The organism is Brevibacillus sp. RS1.1, from assembly GCF_013284365.1.
GTDB lineage: Bacteria > Bacillota > Bacilli > Brevibacillales > Brevibacillaceae > Brevibacillus > Brevibacillus brevis_D.
In genome coordinates, this window is sequence record NZ_JABSVA010000009.1 from 102,483 (window position 1) to 120,036 (window position 17,554).

A 17,554-nucleotide genomic window follows, 5' to 3' on the forward strand; every position below is an offset into this window, starting at 1 on the left:
GTTCTATATGCATACAAAAGTAGGAAGAATGCAACTTTTTGGGTCTTTCTTCCTCATTTTTGAAGAAATTTACTGGAAATCGTTCTCCTTTTTCCCCCTTATGGTACAATACAAAATCGAGTGCGCAAAATCATTACGCACATTGGACTCACCAAAGAGAGAGAACAAAAGGGGAGAGAAAAGATGGAAACTGCAACAAACGTGAACCCACCGCGCAAAAGCAAGAAAAAAGCATGGCTGATCGCGGGGGCAGCGGCTGTCGTTGTGCTGGGTGGTTTAGGAACCGCTTATGCCAAGTACGACTTGTTTAAGAGTGCAAAAACGATTTACCTGCAAGCGGAAGCGGAGAGCATGATGAAGTTTTCTAGCGACGTATCCAAAGCTTACGGGGAATACCAAGACTACATGAAGCCGTACTTGGAAAAACCAGTTCACTCCACCACTGAGTTGAGTGACATTGCCCTAGATGCAACCATCCCAGACCCGCAAGCGCAAAAAATTCTCGACATGCTGGGCAAAGCGAAGATCGTGATGCAAAGCAACATCGATGAACAGAAAAATCAACAATCGGGGAACCTGGAAGTTCACCTACAAGATAAAAAGCTGGCTTCTCTAGAGTACTTCATGAATGATTCTGTTATGGGCTTCAAGCTGCCGGAGTTTTACTCTAAATACGCTTATATGGACCTGAAAGATCGCGAGGCACTTAAGCAAAAGCTGGGCGGCGAGGAACTGCCAAAGCGCTTCGTACGCTATAGCGATTTAAATGAAGCGATCAATTTTAACCAAGATGAACTCAAAACGGTCATGACTCCGTATGCCTTGCTGTATGCTGACAGCATCAAAGACAGCCAGGTAAGCATCAAAAAAGACGTTTCTTTCTCTGAAGAAGGTCTCAAGGAAGATGCACGAGAGATCACTGTTACCTTTAACGCCCAAGAAGGCGCGGCTCTGACGAAGCAAATTGCCGAGAAAGCAAAAGCAGACCAAAAGCTGTTTGACCTGATCTACAGCCGCTACCACAATGTGGCTACACTGATGCTCGACAGTGGCTACAAAGTAGAAGAAATCAGCAAAGAAGAATTCAAGAAGGATTACGAGCAAGCCTTCGATGACATCATCAAGGATACAGAAGATACAAACGCCAAATCAACTGAGCAATTGAAAATGGTCGTGCTTGTGAATAGCGATCATCAAATCTTGTCCCGCAAACTCTTGGTCGACGACAAAGGGAAAAAAGATCAATTGGTCTACAACAGTGTTTCTTACGATAAAGGCGCAGAAACGTACTACCGTTACTCCCTGCACAACCTGTCTGATCAGCAAAATGGCGAAATGTCTTTCACCTACAGAGCGACAAAAGAAAAAGACAAGACAAAGGGCAAGTTCAGCATCCTGATGAAAGAGACTGACCAGCCAATTCTGGACCTCTCGACTACTTTCGATACAACTAAGCAAGACAAGAAAACAACCGGAAAGTATGACTTTGCACTCGTAGCGGCAGACGAATACTCCTCTAACCCTGTTGCTCTGACCGGTAATGTTACCGTGAACGAGACGAAGACGGACAATGGTGTAGATTCTGACGGCACGGTAAAAGTGAACTTCTCGAACCCTACTCCGGATATGCCAAAAGGCTTTAGCTTCAAGCTGAAGTCCAAAGCAGAATTCGGCAAAGCACTGGAAATTCCAGCTATGACTGCTGACAACTCCATCAATTTCGTTACAGTGTCTGACCAACAAATGATGGAAGCGCAACAAGAGGTCATGCAAAACGCAGATAAGTTCATGAATGAACACGCTGAGCTCGTGCAACAGTTCATGGGGCCTTAATTGTTTCGTGATAAGAAGAATCCGCTTATAATCATTACTAGCAAGCTGGCATCGGTCAAAACCGGTGTCAGCTTTTTTATTAAAACCACAAACTGTCCTGAATATTACGAATATACGAAGGAGAGGGACCTCTAGATGGGAGGTCCTTTCTCCATGTCTTTCTTCTTACTGATAACCCTTGATTACGATATACACAATCGCTACATAGAAAACGATTCGATCCACAGTCCGATACATCGACTTGGATACCGGAATGCCGAGCCATCCCATTCGCAACGGCCACAATAACTGAATGCGTCCCACCAGCATATCGCTGATCAGATGGGACAAAATCCCCCAAAGCGCTGCCATGGCAGCCAAAGAATCGCCGAACAGCAGGAACGGAAGGAATAAAATCACCCATGAATGTGTCACCGTACGATGACCGAATCCTTTTTGCAGCATTTTGGACAAAGGTCCCATCAAGTTTCCGAGCTTGCTATTTGCTTGATCGATATCGGGTACAAGTGCCATCGTTGCACCAATGACACTCCCCTTCCACGAAGGATAGGCACAGTAGCCTGCAATGGCACCGAGTACCATATGTGTTTTCCATGTCATTTGCCTTTCACACCGTCTTTCTTGGGGAGTCTTGGGAGCTTATGTACGGTTGGTGGAATGGCAAACCAATACCATCATACATACAGGCGTTATGTTTCCAACAAGGACATGAAGCTCTCCGGATCGAGCCCATCTCCTTCGATCACAATGGCAGTCATTCCGGTTTCACTGCCTGATTCGTGCCCTTCACCTGTGATCCAGAATGCCGCCTGACCACTCTGGATCGGGATGCGCTCTGTACCTTCACCGCGCACCCAGCCTTCACCGTTCACCACGAGAAAAAGCTGAGGGCAAGTCGCCGGATGATAGCCGACAATCCCGCCTGCCTCCAAATGGATACATCCTATTGAAACGGAATCAGGCGTGCGGATGACACGAGAAATCGTCGCCTGGACGGACTGATAGCGATCAATTGTTTTGCCTACTTGCTGATCAAATCGAAATCGTTTCATACTTCCCCTCCGCCTTTTAACGCGTAAGCCTTATCATAGCGCAACTAGAGGCGCTGTGACAGACTCATCTTCCACGATTATAGAGTATGGCGATGACCTCCACACAGGAAGAGTTTACCACAATAAGAACGTATGTTCTATAAAAATATCGAGAAATTTAACTCAAAAAGCAACAAAGCCCTTACTTCCCAGAGCAGCTTCATCCCCCACTTTCGCCAAGCTAAGCAGTGAATCTCGTGGTTTTTCTCGTGTATCGAAGATTGGCTTTGTGGAAATTGGCGTAAACGAAAAAACACCCCTCAGAATCTTTCTGTCGATTCTAAGGGGTGTATCCTGTGACGAAGCTTTATACCTTGAAATGGCCTATCAGTTTTTCCAAATCATCCGCGAGGCTCGCAAGTGATGCCGCCGAGGCGTAGATTTCCTCCATCGAAGCAAGCTGTTCTTCTGTAGCTGACGAGACTTCCACCGAGTGAGAGACTGCCGATTGCGCGACAGTCGCGATCATCTGCATCGATTGTCCGACCTTGCCTGTACTTTCCGTAAGAGTATGTGCAGCAATCGATACCTCTTGAATTTCATTCGTCACGCCTACAACAGCATCGCGAATTTGAGAGAACGCTTCTCCTGCTCTTGCGACGCCACCCATCCCATCTGCTACTTCTTGAGAGCCTTTTTCCATCGTGAGGACTGCGTTGGTCGTCTCCATCTGGATCGACGCTACCAGTTGGGAGATTTCTTGTGCTGATGCAGATGCCTGCTCTGCCAGCTTTCGTACTTCATCCGCCACGACAGCAAAGCCTCTGCCATGTTCGCCAGCCCTCGCCGCTTCGATGGCGGCATTCAATGCCAAGAGATTCGTCTGACCTGAAATTTGCGTAATGACTTCGACGATTTGACCGATTTGCTCGGAGCGTTTTCCCAAGCCACCTACCAGTGCAGTCAAATTCTCCATCGTGTCTCCGATCCCGTTCATCTGGGAAACCGACTGCTGGATGGTTCGATCCCCCTCTGTCGCCAGCTCTGAGGTACTGGCAGCCGCAGCAGACACGCTTTGGGCACGTGCCGCAATTTTTTCAATTCCTGCGGATATTTCCTCGACTTCTTGCTGACTCTCTTCTACGTTTTGGGATTGTCTGTCCGTTCCTTCCGTCATTTCCTGGATCGTGATGGCGATCTGTTCTGTAGCTTGGCTCGTTTGCTTCGAGCTCGCTGTCAATTGTTCAGCCGCGGCTGCAACCTGCTGGGCATGTCCACGAACCTGAGAAATCAGCTCTCGTAAATTGGCTAGCATCCGGTTGAATGAGCCTGCCAACTGTCCAATCTCGTCTTTGGAAAAGACGGTCAACTCTTGCGTCAAATCTCCTTTTCCATCAGCGATCTCATGTAGCTGTTTGTTCACCCGATGCAGCGGTGCCACAATCGAGCGAATTAGAAAACCGCCGACCACAATCGCGACGAGAATTCCCACTGCATTAAAAAACAACTGGATCATGGCCGAAATTCCTTCGTTCTCCTCCAGCTCCTGTCTATCTACTTCGATTTCATTACGCACCTCTTCGACCAGTCCACTCACAACCGAATCCAGTGTTATTCTCGATTGCCGCTCCTTGCCGAAATGATGCGCGATAGCTTCTTTATGTAGCCCATTATCCTGTGCCTCTACCGCTTTATCACTCGACTCCAGAAAGGACTTGTATAGTCCCATTGCCTCCTCCATTTTTTCACGATGGTGAGAAGACTCTAGAGAACTGTTCATTTTGGCAAACAGGCTGTCCACCTTTGCTGCCTTTCCCTTCAATTCCTTCCGAAATTCTTCATCGCCTGTTAACAAGTAGGCTCTTTCGTCATTATTTCGACCTGTCATGATAAACTGCATTTCACGCAGATCCGTTAATAATTTTTCCTCTTCGATAATCTGGGTGTAGGATGCCTTCATTGCTAGCATTTGCAGGTGCATATACGTACCTGAACCGAACATCACTGCCAATATGACACCAAAAGCCAGGATGATTTTTGTTCTGATTTTCACAAGATGTGCCTCCCGTCATCTGATACTCTTGTTCATACCCGGCTCCTCCTTCCTTCAAACACTTTGATGTGCAAACAAAAGACCGCCAGGAAAAATCCCTGACGGTTCCAACATTCGGTACACTAAACTCCAAGCTTCACAGCCACTTTATCCTCTATCCCCATCTCTATAATTTTTCGATCACTTTATCAATCAAGCCGTATTCAAGCGCCTCTGCGGCGGTAAGGAAATAGTCGCGGTCTGCATCTTTTTCGATTTGCTCGACTGTTTTTCCCGTCCGCTCCGAGATGATCGTATACAGCATGTGGCGATGTCGCATGATACGATCTGCTGCGATCTTGATATCGCTCGCCTGTCCTTGACTGCCTCCCCACGGCTGGTGGAGCATGACTTCTGCATTGGGCAGCGCGTACCGTTTGCCGGGCGCTCCTGCTACGAGAAGCATCGCGCCCATAGACGCTGCCATTCCAGTGCAGATCGTGGACACATCAGGTGCCACAAACTTCATCGTATCAATAATCGCCATCCCTGCTGTGACAGAGCCTCCGGGCGAATTGATATAAAGGTGAATGTCTTTTTTTGGGTCCTCTGCTGCCAGGAACAGCAACTGAGCTACGACTGCATTGGCTACCTGATCATCGATGGCACTTCCGAGAAAAATGATGCGATCCTTCAACAACCGGGAGTAAATATCATAGGACCTCTCTCCATAACTCGTTTGCTCGACTACTACCGGAATGAGATTCATGAAAAACCCTCCTTCGCTTGTTTACGCTCAACTTTTTACGCTGCCATTCGCATGCTGGTTGCTTGTGGAACCGCCACTGATTTTTTGTTAAATCCAGATGAAACCTGCGTCACCACTGCCGGATTACTCGCCGGACCCACTGACCATGTCTGAACAGCTGCTTCTCTTTCGACCGCAACTCCATTTCCGTTTCGGCTCGGCATGGCAATGACCTGATCAGATTGTGGCTGGATACGATTTTCCCAAACGATTACGGGTTTGGACTTGTTTGACTCCACAGCGTGTGCCTTCATGCCTCGTCTCCTCCTTGTTTTGGATAAACCGCAAGAACGACCTGATACGTCTCTTGTCCTTTTTCTTTTGGCTGATACTTCGCCACAAGCTGATTCACCAGTTGGACATATTCCTCTACAAAAGCACTGCGCTGTTCCGCACTAGCTAGCTGAATGCTCGCATTCAGTGAGGCGCTCGGAACCTCCACCTCTTGATCGGAGCGCTCCAGCAAGAGCATGGCATCCCGCTTGATTCGTTCTGCTGTCTGGACCAGATGAGACAGCGACCCTTGATCCTTCATTTGCTGAACGGTATCATTGCCCCAGTTCAGTCCTTCCGAGAGCACATACGTCCGCGCAATCGCCAAATAAAGCACCTCGACGAGATTGCGCACCTGTCGACTCCCTACCCGCCTAACCAATCCAACCTTTTCCAAGGCCTTCAAATGATAATTGACACGCTGCGGGATTTCATTGATACCCCGCGCGACTTCTGCTGCTGAAGCAGGCTCTGCCAAACGGCTTAAAATCTCGGCACGGAGCGGGTTCAATAGCGCCATCGCCTGTTCCGGCTTCTCGACTACATATGTTTCCAGTTGTTCGTGCGCCACAACAACACCTCACGACATTAATCATTTACGTAAAAATAGTTTATTACGTTCATTTTTGTTTGTCAAATGATGGTTAAGCCTTTTTTTCGACAACGTCAAAAGCCCCGCTATAGCCTGCGGAGCTTTTGTTTTTCATTACGATTCGGTTTGTTATTGAAAGGAGATGGTTTCGCCATCCTGCGGAACATGTACACGTCCGGATAGCTGTTTTTCCTGCAAACATTCATTCAATTCCCGGCGGCTGAGCAAGCAATGGTTCCACGTCTCCATGTGGGCAACGAGAATTCGGCTGTCGGGTACGGCATTTGCGACATGGACGATATCCTCCTTCGTCATCGTGATCGGGTCTCCCGTCAAGAACCGGGCCGCACCTGCGAAAACAACGATTGCATCCGGACGATATTCAACGATGGCCTGCTCCACTTCCTCACACCAAATCGTATCCCCCGCCACATACAGCGTCTGTTCACCAGCTCGCTGCAAAACGAAGCCAGATACTGGCCCCATCTGCTGCCCAATTTCCCCTGTTCCGTGTTGACCACCTGTCCGATGCAGGTGAACACCTTGCCACGTATACTCTACTTCGATGGCAATGACTTGTTCGAAGCCATGCTGCACCAGCTTTTCTCGATCAGGTGGCTGGCAAAATACAGGCAAATGCTTCGGGAGAAGGCGGATGGCCGCTTCATCGAGATGATCAAAATGGGTATGCGTCACCAAGAGGGCGTCCACGCCAGCGAGTACCTCCTCCACGGATATGGGCAATTCTACTCCTGGATTCGGGCACTGATTCGGCGTATTTGGTACGGCTGGCATTTCGCCCTTTGTGCTAAACATCGGATCGACCAAAAATGTTAGCCCTGCATATTCCACACGCAAGGTAGCATGTCGTACAAGCTGAATCTGCATGTCATTTCTTCCTTTCCTCGTTATCGCTATAATGGATGTACGTTTATTGTATAAGGCCGTAAACGGTTGCCGCGAAACGATTGCTGGCTTCCCACTTTCGCCGTGAAAGGAGTTACGCATGCTAGACCAAATTGATCTCTCCATCCTTGCCTTGCTACGCAAAAACAGCCGCTTGCAGTGGAAGGACATCGGCGAACAGGTCCATCTAAGCGGTCAAGCCGTGGGCAACCGCATTAGACGAATGGAGCAGCAAGGGATTATTCAAGGCTACACGACGATCATTGATGAAGCTAAAATTGCCCCTTTCCTCACTGCTCTGGTCACTATGTTCATGACCACTACCGATCATTCTCTCTTCACTCGTTTTATCAAAAGTCGCAGCGAGATCGTCCAAGCACATCGCATTAGCGGAGAAGGCTGCTATTCTATGGTCGTACATGTTCCAGATCAAGAGGCCCTCAATCATTTTTTAGATGCCCTGCTTCCTTTTGGGAACTACCGTGTCAATCTATCGATTAACAAATTGAAATAGTTGGTAGTTTGTCAATGTATTCGCTCTCATAAATTTTTAAGATTGCACGATTTTGTGAACAAGAGTAGAATGAGGAATACGAAAGGAGGAGAATCGCCATGGAAGATATGCTGTTATTGCTGTTTTCGCTGGAAGATTTCTTCGCCTTGGTCGCGATTTTTGTAGGATGCTTCACTTCTGCTTTTTGTCTCAGACAGTGTTGCCTGCAAAACCGGGCTCTACCTCAGAACGTCATGGATATGTACCGACCTCCCATTAACACATTGTTGGTTGAGACTTATCCAATGGCGGCAAGGCAACCGCAGCGCCTTCGCTTATTCAGGCGCATGCAGCATACAGACAGCGAAATGGATACATATGATTCCTTTGTTTTGGATCGCGTAGCGTAAAACATCCAAAAGGAGGTTGATCATATGATCGCCAAATACATCGGAGAAGCTTTGTTGTTTATTGTGGGTCTGCCTATTTTTGCTTACCAAACATTCGAAGGAATACATGCATTGGCAGATTTCTTCGCGCAAGTATCCGATTTTACCAATTTCAAATAAGCATGACACATACAAAAGCCTGACCGCATCCTTTGACGGTCAGGCTTTCTTTCATTTGCCTGGATAATGACGCTGAGGAGCATTTGTCACCAAGTGTTTACTTTTTCTGCTGGCTTTGTTATAATATTTGTGTACGATAAGTGAATATTTGATTCGTAACTGGAGGAGCCTGTCATCATAGGGTTCTTTTTGTCTTTTTTTAGCCGACAAAAAGAAAGCTGTGATTACAGGCTCTTTTTTATTTTGTAAAAAGGGGGAAACCACATGCTTATTTTTCAGCTGGCTGTCATTTTGATTGCCTCCAAAATCGCTGGTGATATCAGCGTACGGCTGGGACAGCCATCCGTTTTGGGGAAACTGCTCATCGGTATCGTTCTAGGTCCTACCGTTCTCGGGCTAGTCACAGACACAGAAATCCTCAAGGAAATTAGTCAAATCGGGGTTATCCTTCTCATGTTTATCGCGGGCTTGGAGACCGATATTGATGAGTTCAAACGCACCGCCAAGTCCTCAACCAGCGTAGGTATCGCAGGAATTGTCATGCCACTTGCACTCGGTTATGGTGCCGGGATTGCGATTGGTCTCTCCAATATTGAAGCGATCTTCCTGGGCCTGCTGCTCTCTGCTACCAGTGTGAGTATTTCCGTACAAACGTTGAAGGAATTGGGTAAGCTAAAATCAAGAGAAGGCGCAACGATCATGGGAGCTGCTGTTATTGATGACGTTTTGGTCATCCTCGCGCTCGCTTTCTTGATGAGCTTTGCTGGCGGGGACGTAAATCTCGGCATGGTGGTATTGAAAAAAGTCGCGTTTTTTGCCATCGTCATCGCTCTTTCCTGGAAGGTTGTCCCTTGGGTTTTGAAAAAATTTGCTCCGTTGCAGGTTACAGAATCGGTCATTTCCGCAGCACTCATTATCTGTTTCCTGTTCGCTTATTTTGCTGAATATACAGGGGTTGCCGCCATCATCGGTTCCTACATCGCCGGTGTTGCCATCAGCCTAACCAATTACAAGACAGAAGTAACGCACAAGGTCGAAACCATCAGCTACGCGGTTTTCGTGCCAGTATTCTTCACCTCGATCGGGGTAACGGCACAGTTCTCTGGCATCTTGGAAAATCTCGGATTGATTGTGCTCTTGAGTGTCATCGCGATTATTTCCAAGCTCATCGGTGGTGCTTTTGGTGCAAAAATCACAGGCTTCCCGTGGAAAAACTCGATGGCCATTGGTGCTGCCATGGTATCGCGTGGAGAAGTGGCACTCATTATCGCCGCCATTGGTTTGGAGAACAATTTGCTCACGCAAGACATGTTTGCCGTCCTGATTATCGTCGTACTCTTAACCACCATCGTCACTCCACCAATGATGAAATGGTTCTTCTCGAAAACGACACAGCCAGAAGAAATGGCATTGAAAAAGAACGCCTAACACAACCAAGACTGTTTCTCGCCATAGACGCGGGAGACAGTCTTTTTTATTATGGTAAAAATACCCTACCTGATAGGAGGAACACCGTCATGAAAATTGTAATCGCTCCGGATTCCTTTAAAGGCAGCCTGACTGCCAAACAGGTGGGCGAAGCTATTCGCTCAGGGATTCAACGCGCACTCCCGCAAAGTGAACTCATCGTGAAACCGATGGCTGACGGCGGCGAAGGTACTATGCAATGCCTGGTCGATGCCACAGATGGCAGAATACTGACCGCCACCGTAAAAAACCCGCTCGGACAGGACATTTCTGCTGAATTCGGTATTTTGGGTGACGGTGTAACCTGTGTGATCGAAATGGCTGCTGCATCTGGCCTTTACTTGATTTCTGCCGCAGATCGCAACCCGTTTGTCACGACGACCTATGGCTTTGGTCAGTTGATTACGGCTGGACTGGATCAAGGCTGCCGCAAGTTCATTCTGGGGCTGGGTGGCAGTGCTACCAATGATGGAGGCGCTGGTATGCTCCAAGCTCTCGGGTATGTGCTTCTCGATCAAAACGATCAGCCACTCTCTTTTGGAGGTGGGGAATTATCTCGACTGAGCCGTATTGACACGAGTCAGGTTGATAAGCGGCTGGCTGACTGTCACTTCGTCATCGCATGTGATGTCACCAATCCTTTTGTTGGACCCAATGGCGCTTCTCACGTTTTCGGCCCGCAAAAAGGTGCCACACCCGAAATGGTGCTCCAATTGGATGATCATTTACGCCATTTCGCTGACTTGATCGAAAAGACCCGCGGCATCGCCATTCACGATCTGCCTGGAACTGGTGCTGCTGGTGGTGTCGCTGGTGCCCTTCTCGCTTTTCTGAATGGTCAGCTGCGTTCCGGTATTGAGATTGTGATCGAGACGACCGAACTCGCGGAAGCCATGGACAAAGCCAATCTTGTGATCACAGGTGAGGGACAAGTCGACTTCCAGACTGCCCAAGGAAAGACGCCATGTGGAGTTGCCCAAGTCGCGCAACGATACGGCATTCCCGTCATCGTCCTCGCTGGCTCCATTGGAAATGGCATCGACACCCTTTATGAAAAAGGCGTTTCTGCCGTTGTCAGCATCACCAACAAACCGATGACGCTGGATCAATCGATGCTCGAAGCTGCCTCGCTTTTGGAGCAGACGGCCGAGCAGGTTATACGGATTGCTACTATCCCGCTCCAGCATTGTGTTAACCGTATCTTTTGAATCACTTTGTTTCCCTATGAAGGGTATAGCGCTTTAGTCGCGGGGAGTACTTTTTCAGTTCCAATCGCTCGGGATGATTCCGTTTGTTTTTGGATGTGATATAGTTGCGATCTCCGGTTTCGGTGCATTGCAGGGTAATGTTCACGCGCATGGATGTCAGCCTCCTCTTTTTTGGTTACAATGTCGTCTCGATAACAGCATCTGCTGTTGGGAGTGGATCGGGCAGCTTACTCCAGTCCGCCTCGTACTCCTCATCGGTCAGGAGACATGCATCGAGATGCTTCACGATTTGCTCCTGGTTCAGATCAATCCCGATAAAGACGAGCTCTGTGGTTCGATCCCCATGTACGGGATGCCATGTTTGCTGCCAATCCGGCTCTTCTACCAGAATGGCTTGTTGCTCTTCTGCCGATAACGCCGCTGTCCAATAGCCTGCCGTTCCGATTTCGATGGATGGCCCCGCCTGACTGAGTGTCATCGCCACGTCATTTCGTGTCGCCAACCAGAAAAAGCCTTTGGCACGTACGATCTCCTCTGGCCAATCCTCCAACCACTTTTCAAAACGGGCTGGATGAAACGGCCTGCGACCGCGATACACGAAGGAGGAAATTCCGTACTCGTCCGTCTCAGGTGTATGGACTTCCTTCTGGAGCTCAGCAATCCATCCCGCTGATTGACTAGCAGTCTCAAAATCGAACAGATGGGTATTCAAAATTGCTTGCGGGTCCACCTGTCCACGAACAGCACGGATGAAGCGAGCATGTGGCTGTAGCTTGCGTAGAATCGCTTCCAGCTGGATTAAATCATCTGGAGCAACGCGATCACATTTGTTCAGAATCAACACATCACAGAATTCAATCTGGTCGATCAACAGATCCGCGACCTCACGAATATCCTCTTCACCAACTGCCTGCCCTCTGTCCAAAAGGTTTTCGCCGGACGAAAAGTCATGCCAGAAGCGGTATGCATCAACTACGGTCACCATCGTGTCCAGGCGGCATAGGGACGATAAATCGATGCCATTTTCTTCGTCTACGTATGTAAAAGTCTGGGCGACAGGAACCGGCTCGCCTACTCCCGTCGATTCAATCAGTATGTAATCATACCGTCCTTCCAAAGCCAGACGCTCTACCTCCGTCAGCAAATCCTCTCGCAGGGTGCAGCAAATGCAGCCATTCGACAGCTCTACGACCTTTTCGTCTACGCGTGAAAGACCACTGCCTGAGTGAATAAGAGAGGCGTCTACGTTTACTTCGCTCAAGTCGTTAACGATCACGGCGACTCGTAGCCCGTCCCGGTTGTTTAGGACGTGGTTCAGTAGCGTCGTTTTGCCCGCTCCCAAGTACCCGCTCAGGACTGTGACAGGGATTTTCTTTTCAATCATGTTCATGCTAGGTTCTCCTTTTCAGTTTTCTTAAAACGTAATTGTTACGATTTGATCGTTATCATAACGCATCGAAACATTCAGAGTCAATATAAAACGTAATTGTTACGATTTAAGGAACTAAAAAAATCAGCCAGATTTCACTCTGACTGATTTCGTCCACGCCTACTCTACTATTGTTTTTTTGCCTTATTCATCCCAACCGCTTCACCATAAACCCCAATGACTGGCTGGTACGCCTGACGATCATTTAATTTCCCCTGGTCGACGACTGGCTGCGGGCGATTTTCTTTCCACGTAAGCTGACTATACACATGACCTGTCGCAGTCGGCATTGTGACGAGGATGTCTTTCACCTGATCGGCATTACCATCTGTGATGGCGAGCTTCGGAAGAATACCACTGTCGTGCTTTCCTACAGAGATAAACGTCTGCTGATTATCCTTCCCTTCCCGAACCACGACACGCAGGTTATGGGCCGTCTGATTCATCGATACCCCCATCTTATCGCCTACAAGGAAAATGTGATCCTTGATGTTGTCCCCCGTCACGTCTGCATACTTCGAGTCGAGGACAAAGGTACTATCGCTGCTCATACTGAAGCCGCTATTGATCGTCACATCTGTCGACGGCATATTGTCCCAGTCTGCTTTTTGAACCGTTACCTGTAAAAGCTGCGGTTGTTTGTCGACGACGTTCCACACACTGGTCGCCACTGCTAAACGATCCTCTGTGTTCAGCCCATGCAGGATTTGCTTGCCCATGTAACGCAGGTTGCCTTTCGCATCCCGGAAGGGCACCAGCTCCACCAGCTTTTCTGTATATCCCTTCGTTGCCTTTTGCAGCTTTCCATTGGCATGATAAATCCCTTGCTTCACGTACGTAGCCTTATTGTCCGATATATCTACTGCACTCGTCGCTTTTGTTTTTGTGTTCGTTACTTTTGCCACAAATCCATCGACAAATTGTATGGTGAACGGGATATTTTGCTCTGGTTGCAATAAGACTACCGGCGCAAATGCTTGTGATTGGGTGCCCGTCGCTTGAACTGGGTCAGCCCCAACACCCGAAGCCATGAGAACCGTGCCGCTGCAAAGAACTGCTGCCATCGTTTTATGCCATGCTTTCATCCTATTCTCCTCCTTCGTATAGATAACATCCAACTCCTATCCTACATTTTTAAACGAATTTGCTAGGTCAATTGTTGCTAGTACAATGTTCCCTGTTCTCTCGCACTTTTTTCCTGTATAAGGTAGCTTAGAGCATGTTCGTTCGTTCATGAAAAGCTCGAAAACGGGTTTTTTTACCGTTTTGCAACAAATTTGCGGGATGGGCAAGCTACAATATAGTCAAATGGATGCAGCAATAGAAAGGAACATTTGAAATGAAAAAGGCTTGGCTCGTAACGACAGCACTCTGCGCCTCGCTTGTTAGCGGTTGCGGACTCACAGATACACCCAATGAATTGATGCGCGCCCCGTCAGCAGACGGTGATCAAAAATCGATCAATCAGGCCGTCATGCAATTTTTGCCGGCTGGGTCACAATTATCTGTTCCTCTTCATCCCGCAGAAGCCAGTGCCGTCTCCTTACAGGATCTAAACGGAGATGGGGTTGCAGAGGTCGTCGCTTTTTACAAAACCGAAAAAACCGATTATGAAATCGGTGTGCTTGTGCTTACCCAAAAGCAAGGAAACTGGGAAAAGCTCTCCTCCTTTACGGGTGTCGGCAGTGAATTGGATTACGTCTCCTTTCAAGATCTCACAGGGGACAAAATTCCGGAAATGCTGATTGGAATGGGCGGCGGCGAAGATTTGAACAAGGAGCTCTCCGTTTATTCGCTAGCGAATAATATGACCCAGGAATTGATGAAGCAGCCCTATACCATTATGGCCGTAGGGGATTTGACAGGAGATAATCAGGCGGATCTCGCTCTCGTTGTTCTCGATAAAAATAACTTCACATCCAAAGCCGAGCTGTATGGGGCGGCGAACGGCAAAATCGCGAAAAAGACGGAGCTAGCCCTTGACGGATATGTGAATGGCTACTATCAGGCTATCATCGGAAAAGCATCGCCAACCCGAAACGGACTATTTATTGATGCTGGATTAGGTGCTCACTCTGCTTCCACTGAACTACTCCTCTGGGACAATGGACAACTGTCCAACCCTTTGGCAAAAATAGAAGGAGAGATGGACCTGACCTTCAAGCCGTATTCTTTGGAAAGTGAAGATATCAACGGTGATGGCATCATCGAGATCGGCACAAAGATACAACCCGCTGGGACAGAGGATTTGGCCATGGCAGAAATCCCTTGGGTCTCCTCCTACTTCCAATGGGACGGGAAAACGGGCTTGAAACACATCGAGGATCATTATCAAAATTACTCACAGGGCTTTGACCTCAAGATTCCGGCAAAATGGGGCGAAAAGTACACCATCTCCATCAACCATGATACGAATCCACTTCTAGTCCGATTCCAATATTACGGCGCGAATGGGAAAAATAAGGCGGAATTACTAACGCTGCAAAGCATTCCACAAAACGAATGGATCAAATTTGAGAGCGGATTGAAGCAAAAGCAAGTTCCCTACATTTTGCTGAAGGAAGAGGGCAAACAAGTTTTGATCGCCATTTTACCGCAAACAACCCCTACCCTTGGAAAGGCTGCTCTCGCGGAATATCGATCCATGCAGCTTACCGCGGAGGAGATTCGTCAGCTCTACAAACCGATGACGAACCGGGAATAAAGTGAAATAGTAAATCCTTATCAAGGAGATTTGCCCAATGAAGGTTCTATTACTGGAAGACGAGAAATCCATCCGGGATTTTGTGCGCATCAATCTCAAACGCGAGGGCTATGAGGTGATCGAGGCTGGCACCGGAGAAGAAGCACTTGATCTCGCAGATCAACAAACGGACATCGTCATCGCAATTCTCGACGTCATGCTCCCCGGCATTGATGGCTTCGAAGTATGTGGGCAGCTACGAAAAAAATATCCGCGTCTCGGAATCATTATGTTGACGGCGAAAAGCCAGGAGCTGGACAAAGTCATGGGTCTCGAATTCGGGGCGGACGATTACGTCTCCAAGCCGTTTAGCCCTGCGGAACTGCTGGCCCGTGTCAAAGCGTTGCACCGCAGATTGACACCCATTCCTGAAGCCGAGGACAAAAATGAAATTAACATTGCCCCCTTCAGACTATTGCTCGATGAACGAAAGCTAATTCGGGCGGAACAAGAAATTGACCTCACGCCAAAAGAATTTGCCATCATCAAATTACTCGCAGAAAATGCGAACAAAGCCATCAGTCGGGACGAGATTTTGACAGCAGTTTGGGGTCAATTTTTTGTCGGGGATTTAAAAATCGTTGATGTGAATATCCGCCGAATCCGGCAAAAAATCGAGGACGATCCGGCTCATCCAGCTTTCCTGGAGACAGTCTGGGGGTATGGCTACCTGTGGCGAAAGGACGTCCCAGATGAAAGGCATTAAGAGTAGGCTGGTTCTTCATTTCGGCCTGATCCTCCTTCTGATCGTGTTGCTTTTGGAGGGACTGTTTTACTGGGCCGTTCATACGTATTACATCGGGACTGCGACCGAAGCATTAGTGACCCGCAGCACGACCTTCACCAATTTTATTAACAAGTACGCCACTGGCTATCGGTTAAAAGACAAAGCACGATACATTTTGGAGAATGTTTCGAATCAGGAATACGCCAAAATAGAGGTCTTGGACCCAGGGGGAAAGGTCATTCTCAACTCCTACGGCTTTCAGACCAGCGAGATTATCAATACCCCTGATGTGATGGATGCCCTCAAGGGGCAAAGTGGTCTCTACATCGGGAAAAGTCCACAGTCGCGGGAGCGCGTCATCGCGGTGTCCAACCCGCTTACGTACAGCGGAGAATTTGTAGGTGTTCTGCGGTACACGATCTCTGCTGAACCGCTCTACCAAGCAGTAAATCGCATTGCCTTGTACGGCGCTGGCGTTGGGACAGGCGTAGTCATCCTGGCTTTTGCACTCAGCCTGCTCATGGCAAAACGAATCGTTGACCCTATCGAAGATTTAACCAACGCGGCTAAACAAATGGCGGAAGGAAATTTTTCTGTCCGCGCTCCAAAACGATTCGATGATGAGGTAGGAACTCTCGCGGATACTTTCAATTACATGGCAACGGAGATCGGGAAAAACGAAAAGCTAAAAAATGACTTCATCTCCTCTGTCTCCCATGAGCTGCGCACCCCACTTACGTCGATTAAAGGGTGGGGCGAAACACTCATTTCGGGTGGTTTGGAAGAACCTGAGGAGACGATGCTCGGTCTGGAGGTCATCTCCAAGGAGACAGATCGTTTGATCGGGCTCGTCGAGGAATTGCTCGATTTCTCGAAGTTTCAATCCGGTGAGATGAAATTGTCTCGTGTACCCATGGATGTCCGGGAGCTTCTCCAAGATTTGCATCTTCAATTTTCAGTACGTGCCCATGCAAAACAAATCGAGTTGAAGCTGGAGACTCCCCCCACCCCACTTATCGTTATGGGAGACCCGAATCGGCTGAAGCAAGTATTTGTGAATCTATTGGACAACGCGTTAAAATTCACGCCACAAAATGGCTCGATCGTTATCGCAGCTTCCTTGTCAGCTGATAGGCTTCTTGTCACCGTCACGGATACTGGCGAAGGCATTAACCCGGAAGACTTGCCGCATGTCACAGAAAAGTTTTTCAAAGGACGCTCCAAACTCTCCGGCAGTGGTCTGGGATTGGCAATCTGCAAAGAGATCATTCAGCTCCATGCCGGGCGGTTTTCGGTCAGCAGTGCCCTTGGTCAAGGAACATCGATTATGGTGGATTTACCGTTGTTGGCGAATCAATAAGGGAGGAAGAGCGAATCGCTCCCCTGGAGAAGATATGACAAAAAAACTCATCCTTGCCGCATATATATGTGGCGTGGATGAGT

At 48.3% G+C, this 17,554-nt stretch carries 19 protein-coding genes; 9 read left to right on the plus strand and 10 right to left on the minus strand.

Annotation, left to right across the window (positions count from 1 at the left end):
• The first annotated feature begins 183 nt into the window (after positions 1–183).
• Positions 184–1,833: a DUF6583 family protein gene (locus HP570_RS23535; protein WP_173627347.1), complete on the plus strand. Its 1,650-nt coding sequence runs from the start codon at positions 184–186 to the stop codon at positions 1,831–1,833.
• Positions 1,834–1,998: 165 nt separating this feature from the next.
• Here the strand turns inward: HP570_RS23535 and HP570_RS23540 are convergent, their stop codons facing one another.
• The 7 genes from HP570_RS23540 to HP570_RS23570 form a co-directional block, all read right to left on the minus strand.
• Positions 1,999–2,433: a metal-dependent hydrolase gene (locus HP570_RS23540; RefSeq protein ID WP_173606227.1), complete on the minus strand. Its 435-nt coding sequence runs from the start codon at positions 2,431–2,433 to the stop codon at positions 1,999–2,001.
• Between the two features lie 89 nt (positions 2,434–2,522).
• Positions 2,523–2,885, minus strand: coding sequence for a cupin (locus HP570_RS23545; RefSeq protein ID WP_173627348.1), 363 nt, complete (start codon positions 2,883–2,885; stop codon positions 2,523–2,525).
• Between the two features lie 346 nt (positions 2,886–3,231).
• Positions 3,232–4,917: a methyl-accepting chemotaxis protein gene (locus tag HP570_RS23550; protein WP_173627349.1), complete on the minus strand. Its 1,686-nt coding sequence runs from the start codon at positions 4,915–4,917 to the stop codon at positions 3,232–3,234.
• Between the two features lie 166 nt (positions 4,918–5,083).
• On the minus strand, positions 5,084–5,665 hold the full coding sequence (gene clpP / locus HP570_RS23555) for an ATP-dependent Clp endopeptidase proteolytic subunit ClpP (RefSeq protein ID WP_012684171.1): 582 nt from the start codon (positions 5,663–5,665) through the stop codon (positions 5,084–5,086).
• A 35-nt stretch (positions 5,666–5,700) separates the two neighbouring features.
• Positions 5,701–5,958, minus strand: coding sequence for a hypothetical protein (locus tag HP570_RS23560; RefSeq protein WP_173606221.1), 258 nt, complete (start codon positions 5,956–5,958; stop codon positions 5,701–5,703).
• Complete coding sequence (locus HP570_RS23565; protein ID WP_007726169.1) at positions 5,955–6,548, minus strand: winged helix-turn-helix domain-containing protein; 594 nt, start codon at positions 6,546–6,548, stop codon at positions 5,955–5,957. Before HP570_RS23565 ends, HP570_RS23560 begins: the two co-directional genes overlap by 4 nt.
• A 150-nt stretch (positions 6,549–6,698) precedes the next feature.
• Entirely contained in the window at positions 6,699–7,457 is a 759-nt protein-coding gene (locus HP570_RS23570; RefSeq protein WP_173627350.1) for an MBL fold metallo-hydrolase, read from the minus strand.
• 118 nt (positions 7,458–7,575) lie between these two features.
• Between HP570_RS23570 and HP570_RS23575 the strand changes: the two genes are divergently transcribed.
• From HP570_RS23575 to HP570_RS23590, 5 genes are all read left to right on the plus strand, one after another.
• Complete coding sequence (locus HP570_RS23575; protein ID WP_173627351.1) at positions 7,576–7,989, plus strand: Lrp/AsnC family transcriptional regulator; 414 nt, start codon at positions 7,576–7,578, stop codon at positions 7,987–7,989.
• A 98-nt stretch (positions 7,990–8,087) separates the two neighbouring features.
• Positions 8,088–8,378, plus strand: coding sequence for a hypothetical protein (locus tag HP570_RS23580; protein WP_173627352.1), 291 nt, complete (start codon positions 8,088–8,090; stop codon positions 8,376–8,378).
• A gap of 24 nt (positions 8,379–8,402) precedes the next feature.
• Complete coding sequence (locus HP570_RS29835; RefSeq protein WP_012684166.1) at positions 8,403–8,537, plus strand: hypothetical protein; 135 nt, start codon at positions 8,403–8,405, stop codon at positions 8,535–8,537.
• Positions 8,538–8,801: 264 nt separating this feature from the next.
• Positions 8,802–9,965: a cation:proton antiporter gene (locus HP570_RS23585; RefSeq protein WP_173627353.1), complete on the plus strand. Its 1,164-nt coding sequence runs from the start codon at positions 8,802–8,804 to the stop codon at positions 9,963–9,965.
• Positions 9,966–10,054: 89 nt separating this feature from the next.
• Positions 10,055–11,212, plus strand: a complete 1,158-nt coding sequence (locus tag HP570_RS23590) for a glycerate kinase (protein ID WP_173627354.1) — start codon at positions 10,055–10,057, stop codon at positions 11,210–11,212.
• Position 11,213: 1 nt separating this feature from the next.
• Here the strand turns inward: HP570_RS23590 and rpmG are convergent, their stop codons facing one another.
• From rpmG to HP570_RS23605, 3 genes are all read right to left on the minus strand, one after another.
• Complete coding sequence (gene rpmG / locus HP570_RS23595; RefSeq protein WP_012684162.1) at positions 11,214–11,363, minus strand: 50S ribosomal protein L33; 150 nt, start codon at positions 11,361–11,363, stop codon at positions 11,214–11,216.
• 24 nt (positions 11,364–11,387) lie between these two features.
• Positions 11,388–12,602, minus strand: a complete 1,215-nt coding sequence (locus HP570_RS23600) for a GTP-binding protein (RefSeq protein ID WP_173627355.1) — start codon at positions 12,600–12,602, stop codon at positions 11,388–11,390.
• Positions 12,603–12,769: 167 nt separating this feature from the next.
• A complete protein-coding gene (locus tag HP570_RS23605) occupies positions 12,770–13,726 on the minus strand; it encodes a hypothetical protein (protein ID WP_173627356.1) in 957 nt (318 codons plus the stop codon).
• A gap of 254 nt (positions 13,727–13,980) precedes the next feature.
• On the opposite strand from HP570_RS23605, the gene HP570_RS23610 reads away from it, so the two are divergent.
• Genes HP570_RS23610 through HP570_RS23620 form a run of 3 tightly spaced genes read left to right on the plus strand, consistent with a single transcriptional unit; the run spans position 13,981 to position 17,471 of the window.
• Complete coding sequence (locus HP570_RS23610) at positions 13,981–15,345, plus strand: VCBS repeat-containing protein (RefSeq protein ID WP_173627357.1); 1,365 nt, start codon at positions 13,981–13,983, stop codon at positions 15,343–15,345.
• Between the two features lie 37 nt (positions 15,346–15,382).
• Complete coding sequence (locus tag HP570_RS23615) at positions 15,383–16,090, plus strand: response regulator transcription factor (RefSeq protein ID WP_142498532.1); 708 nt, start codon at positions 15,383–15,385, stop codon at positions 16,088–16,090.
• On the plus strand, positions 16,077–17,471 hold the full coding sequence (locus HP570_RS23620; RefSeq protein WP_041749213.1) for a sensor histidine kinase: 1,395 nt from the start codon (positions 16,077–16,079) through the stop codon (positions 17,469–17,471). Before HP570_RS23615 ends, HP570_RS23620 begins: the two co-directional genes overlap by 14 nt.
• The last annotated feature ends 83 nt before the right edge of the window (positions 17,472–17,554 follow it).

Coding starts and splice junctions, on each gene's coding strand:
- HP570_RS23570 (WP_173627350.1), bottom strand. CDS start 7,457: ATGCAGATTCAGCTTGTACGACATGCTACCTTGCGTGTGGAATATGCA.
- HP570_RS23590 (WP_173627354.1), top strand. CDS start 10,055: ATGAAAATTGTAATCGCTCCGGATTCCTTTAAAGGCAGCCTGACTGCC.
- HP570_RS23540 (WP_173606227.1), bottom strand. CDS start 2,433: ATGACATGGAAAACACATATGGTACTCGGTGCCATTGCAGGCTACTGT.
- HP570_RS23580 (WP_173627352.1), top strand. CDS start 8,088: ATGGAAGATATGCTGTTATTGCTGTTTTCGCTGGAAGATTTCTTCGCC.
- clpP (WP_012684171.1), bottom strand. CDS start 5,665: ATGAATCTCATTCCGGTAGTAGTCGAGCAAACGAGTTATGGAGAGAGG.
- HP570_RS23605 (WP_173627356.1), bottom strand. CDS start 13,726: ATGAAAGCATGGCATAAAACGATGGCAGCAGTTCTTTGCAGCGGCACG.
- HP570_RS23575 (WP_173627351.1), top strand. CDS start 7,576: ATGCTAGACCAAATTGATCTCTCCATCCTTGCCTTGCTACGCAAAAAC.
- HP570_RS29835 (WP_012684166.1), top strand. CDS start 8,403: ATGATCGCCAAATACATCGGAGAAGCTTTGTTGTTTATTGTGGGTCTG.
- HP570_RS23535 (WP_173627347.1), top strand. CDS start 184: ATGGAAACTGCAACAAACGTGAACCCACCGCGCAAAAGCAAGAAAAAA.
- HP570_RS23585 (WP_173627353.1), top strand. CDS start 8,802: ATGCTTATTTTTCAGCTGGCTGTCATTTTGATTGCCTCCAAAATCGCT.
- HP570_RS23610 (WP_173627357.1), top strand. CDS start 13,981: ATGAAAAAGGCTTGGCTCGTAACGACAGCACTCTGCGCCTCGCTTGTT.
- HP570_RS23545 (WP_173627348.1), bottom strand. CDS start 2,885: ATGAAACGATTTCGATTTGATCAGCAAGTAGGCAAAACAATTGATCGC.
- HP570_RS23615 (WP_142498532.1), top strand. CDS start 15,383: ATGAAGGTTCTATTACTGGAAGACGAGAAATCCATCCGGGATTTTGTG.
- HP570_RS23620 (WP_041749213.1), top strand. CDS start 16,077: ATGAAAGGCATTAAGAGTAGGCTGGTTCTTCATTTCGGCCTGATCCTC.
- HP570_RS23560 (WP_173606221.1), bottom strand. CDS start 5,958: ATGAAGGCACACGCTGTGGAGTCAAACAAGTCCAAACCCGTAATCGTT.
- HP570_RS23600 (WP_173627355.1), bottom strand. CDS start 12,602: ATGAACATGATTGAAAAGAAAATCCCTGTCACAGTCCTGAGCGGGTAC.
- rpmG (WP_012684162.1), bottom strand. CDS start 11,363: ATGCGCGTGAACATTACCCTGCAATGCACCGAAACCGGAGATCGCAAC.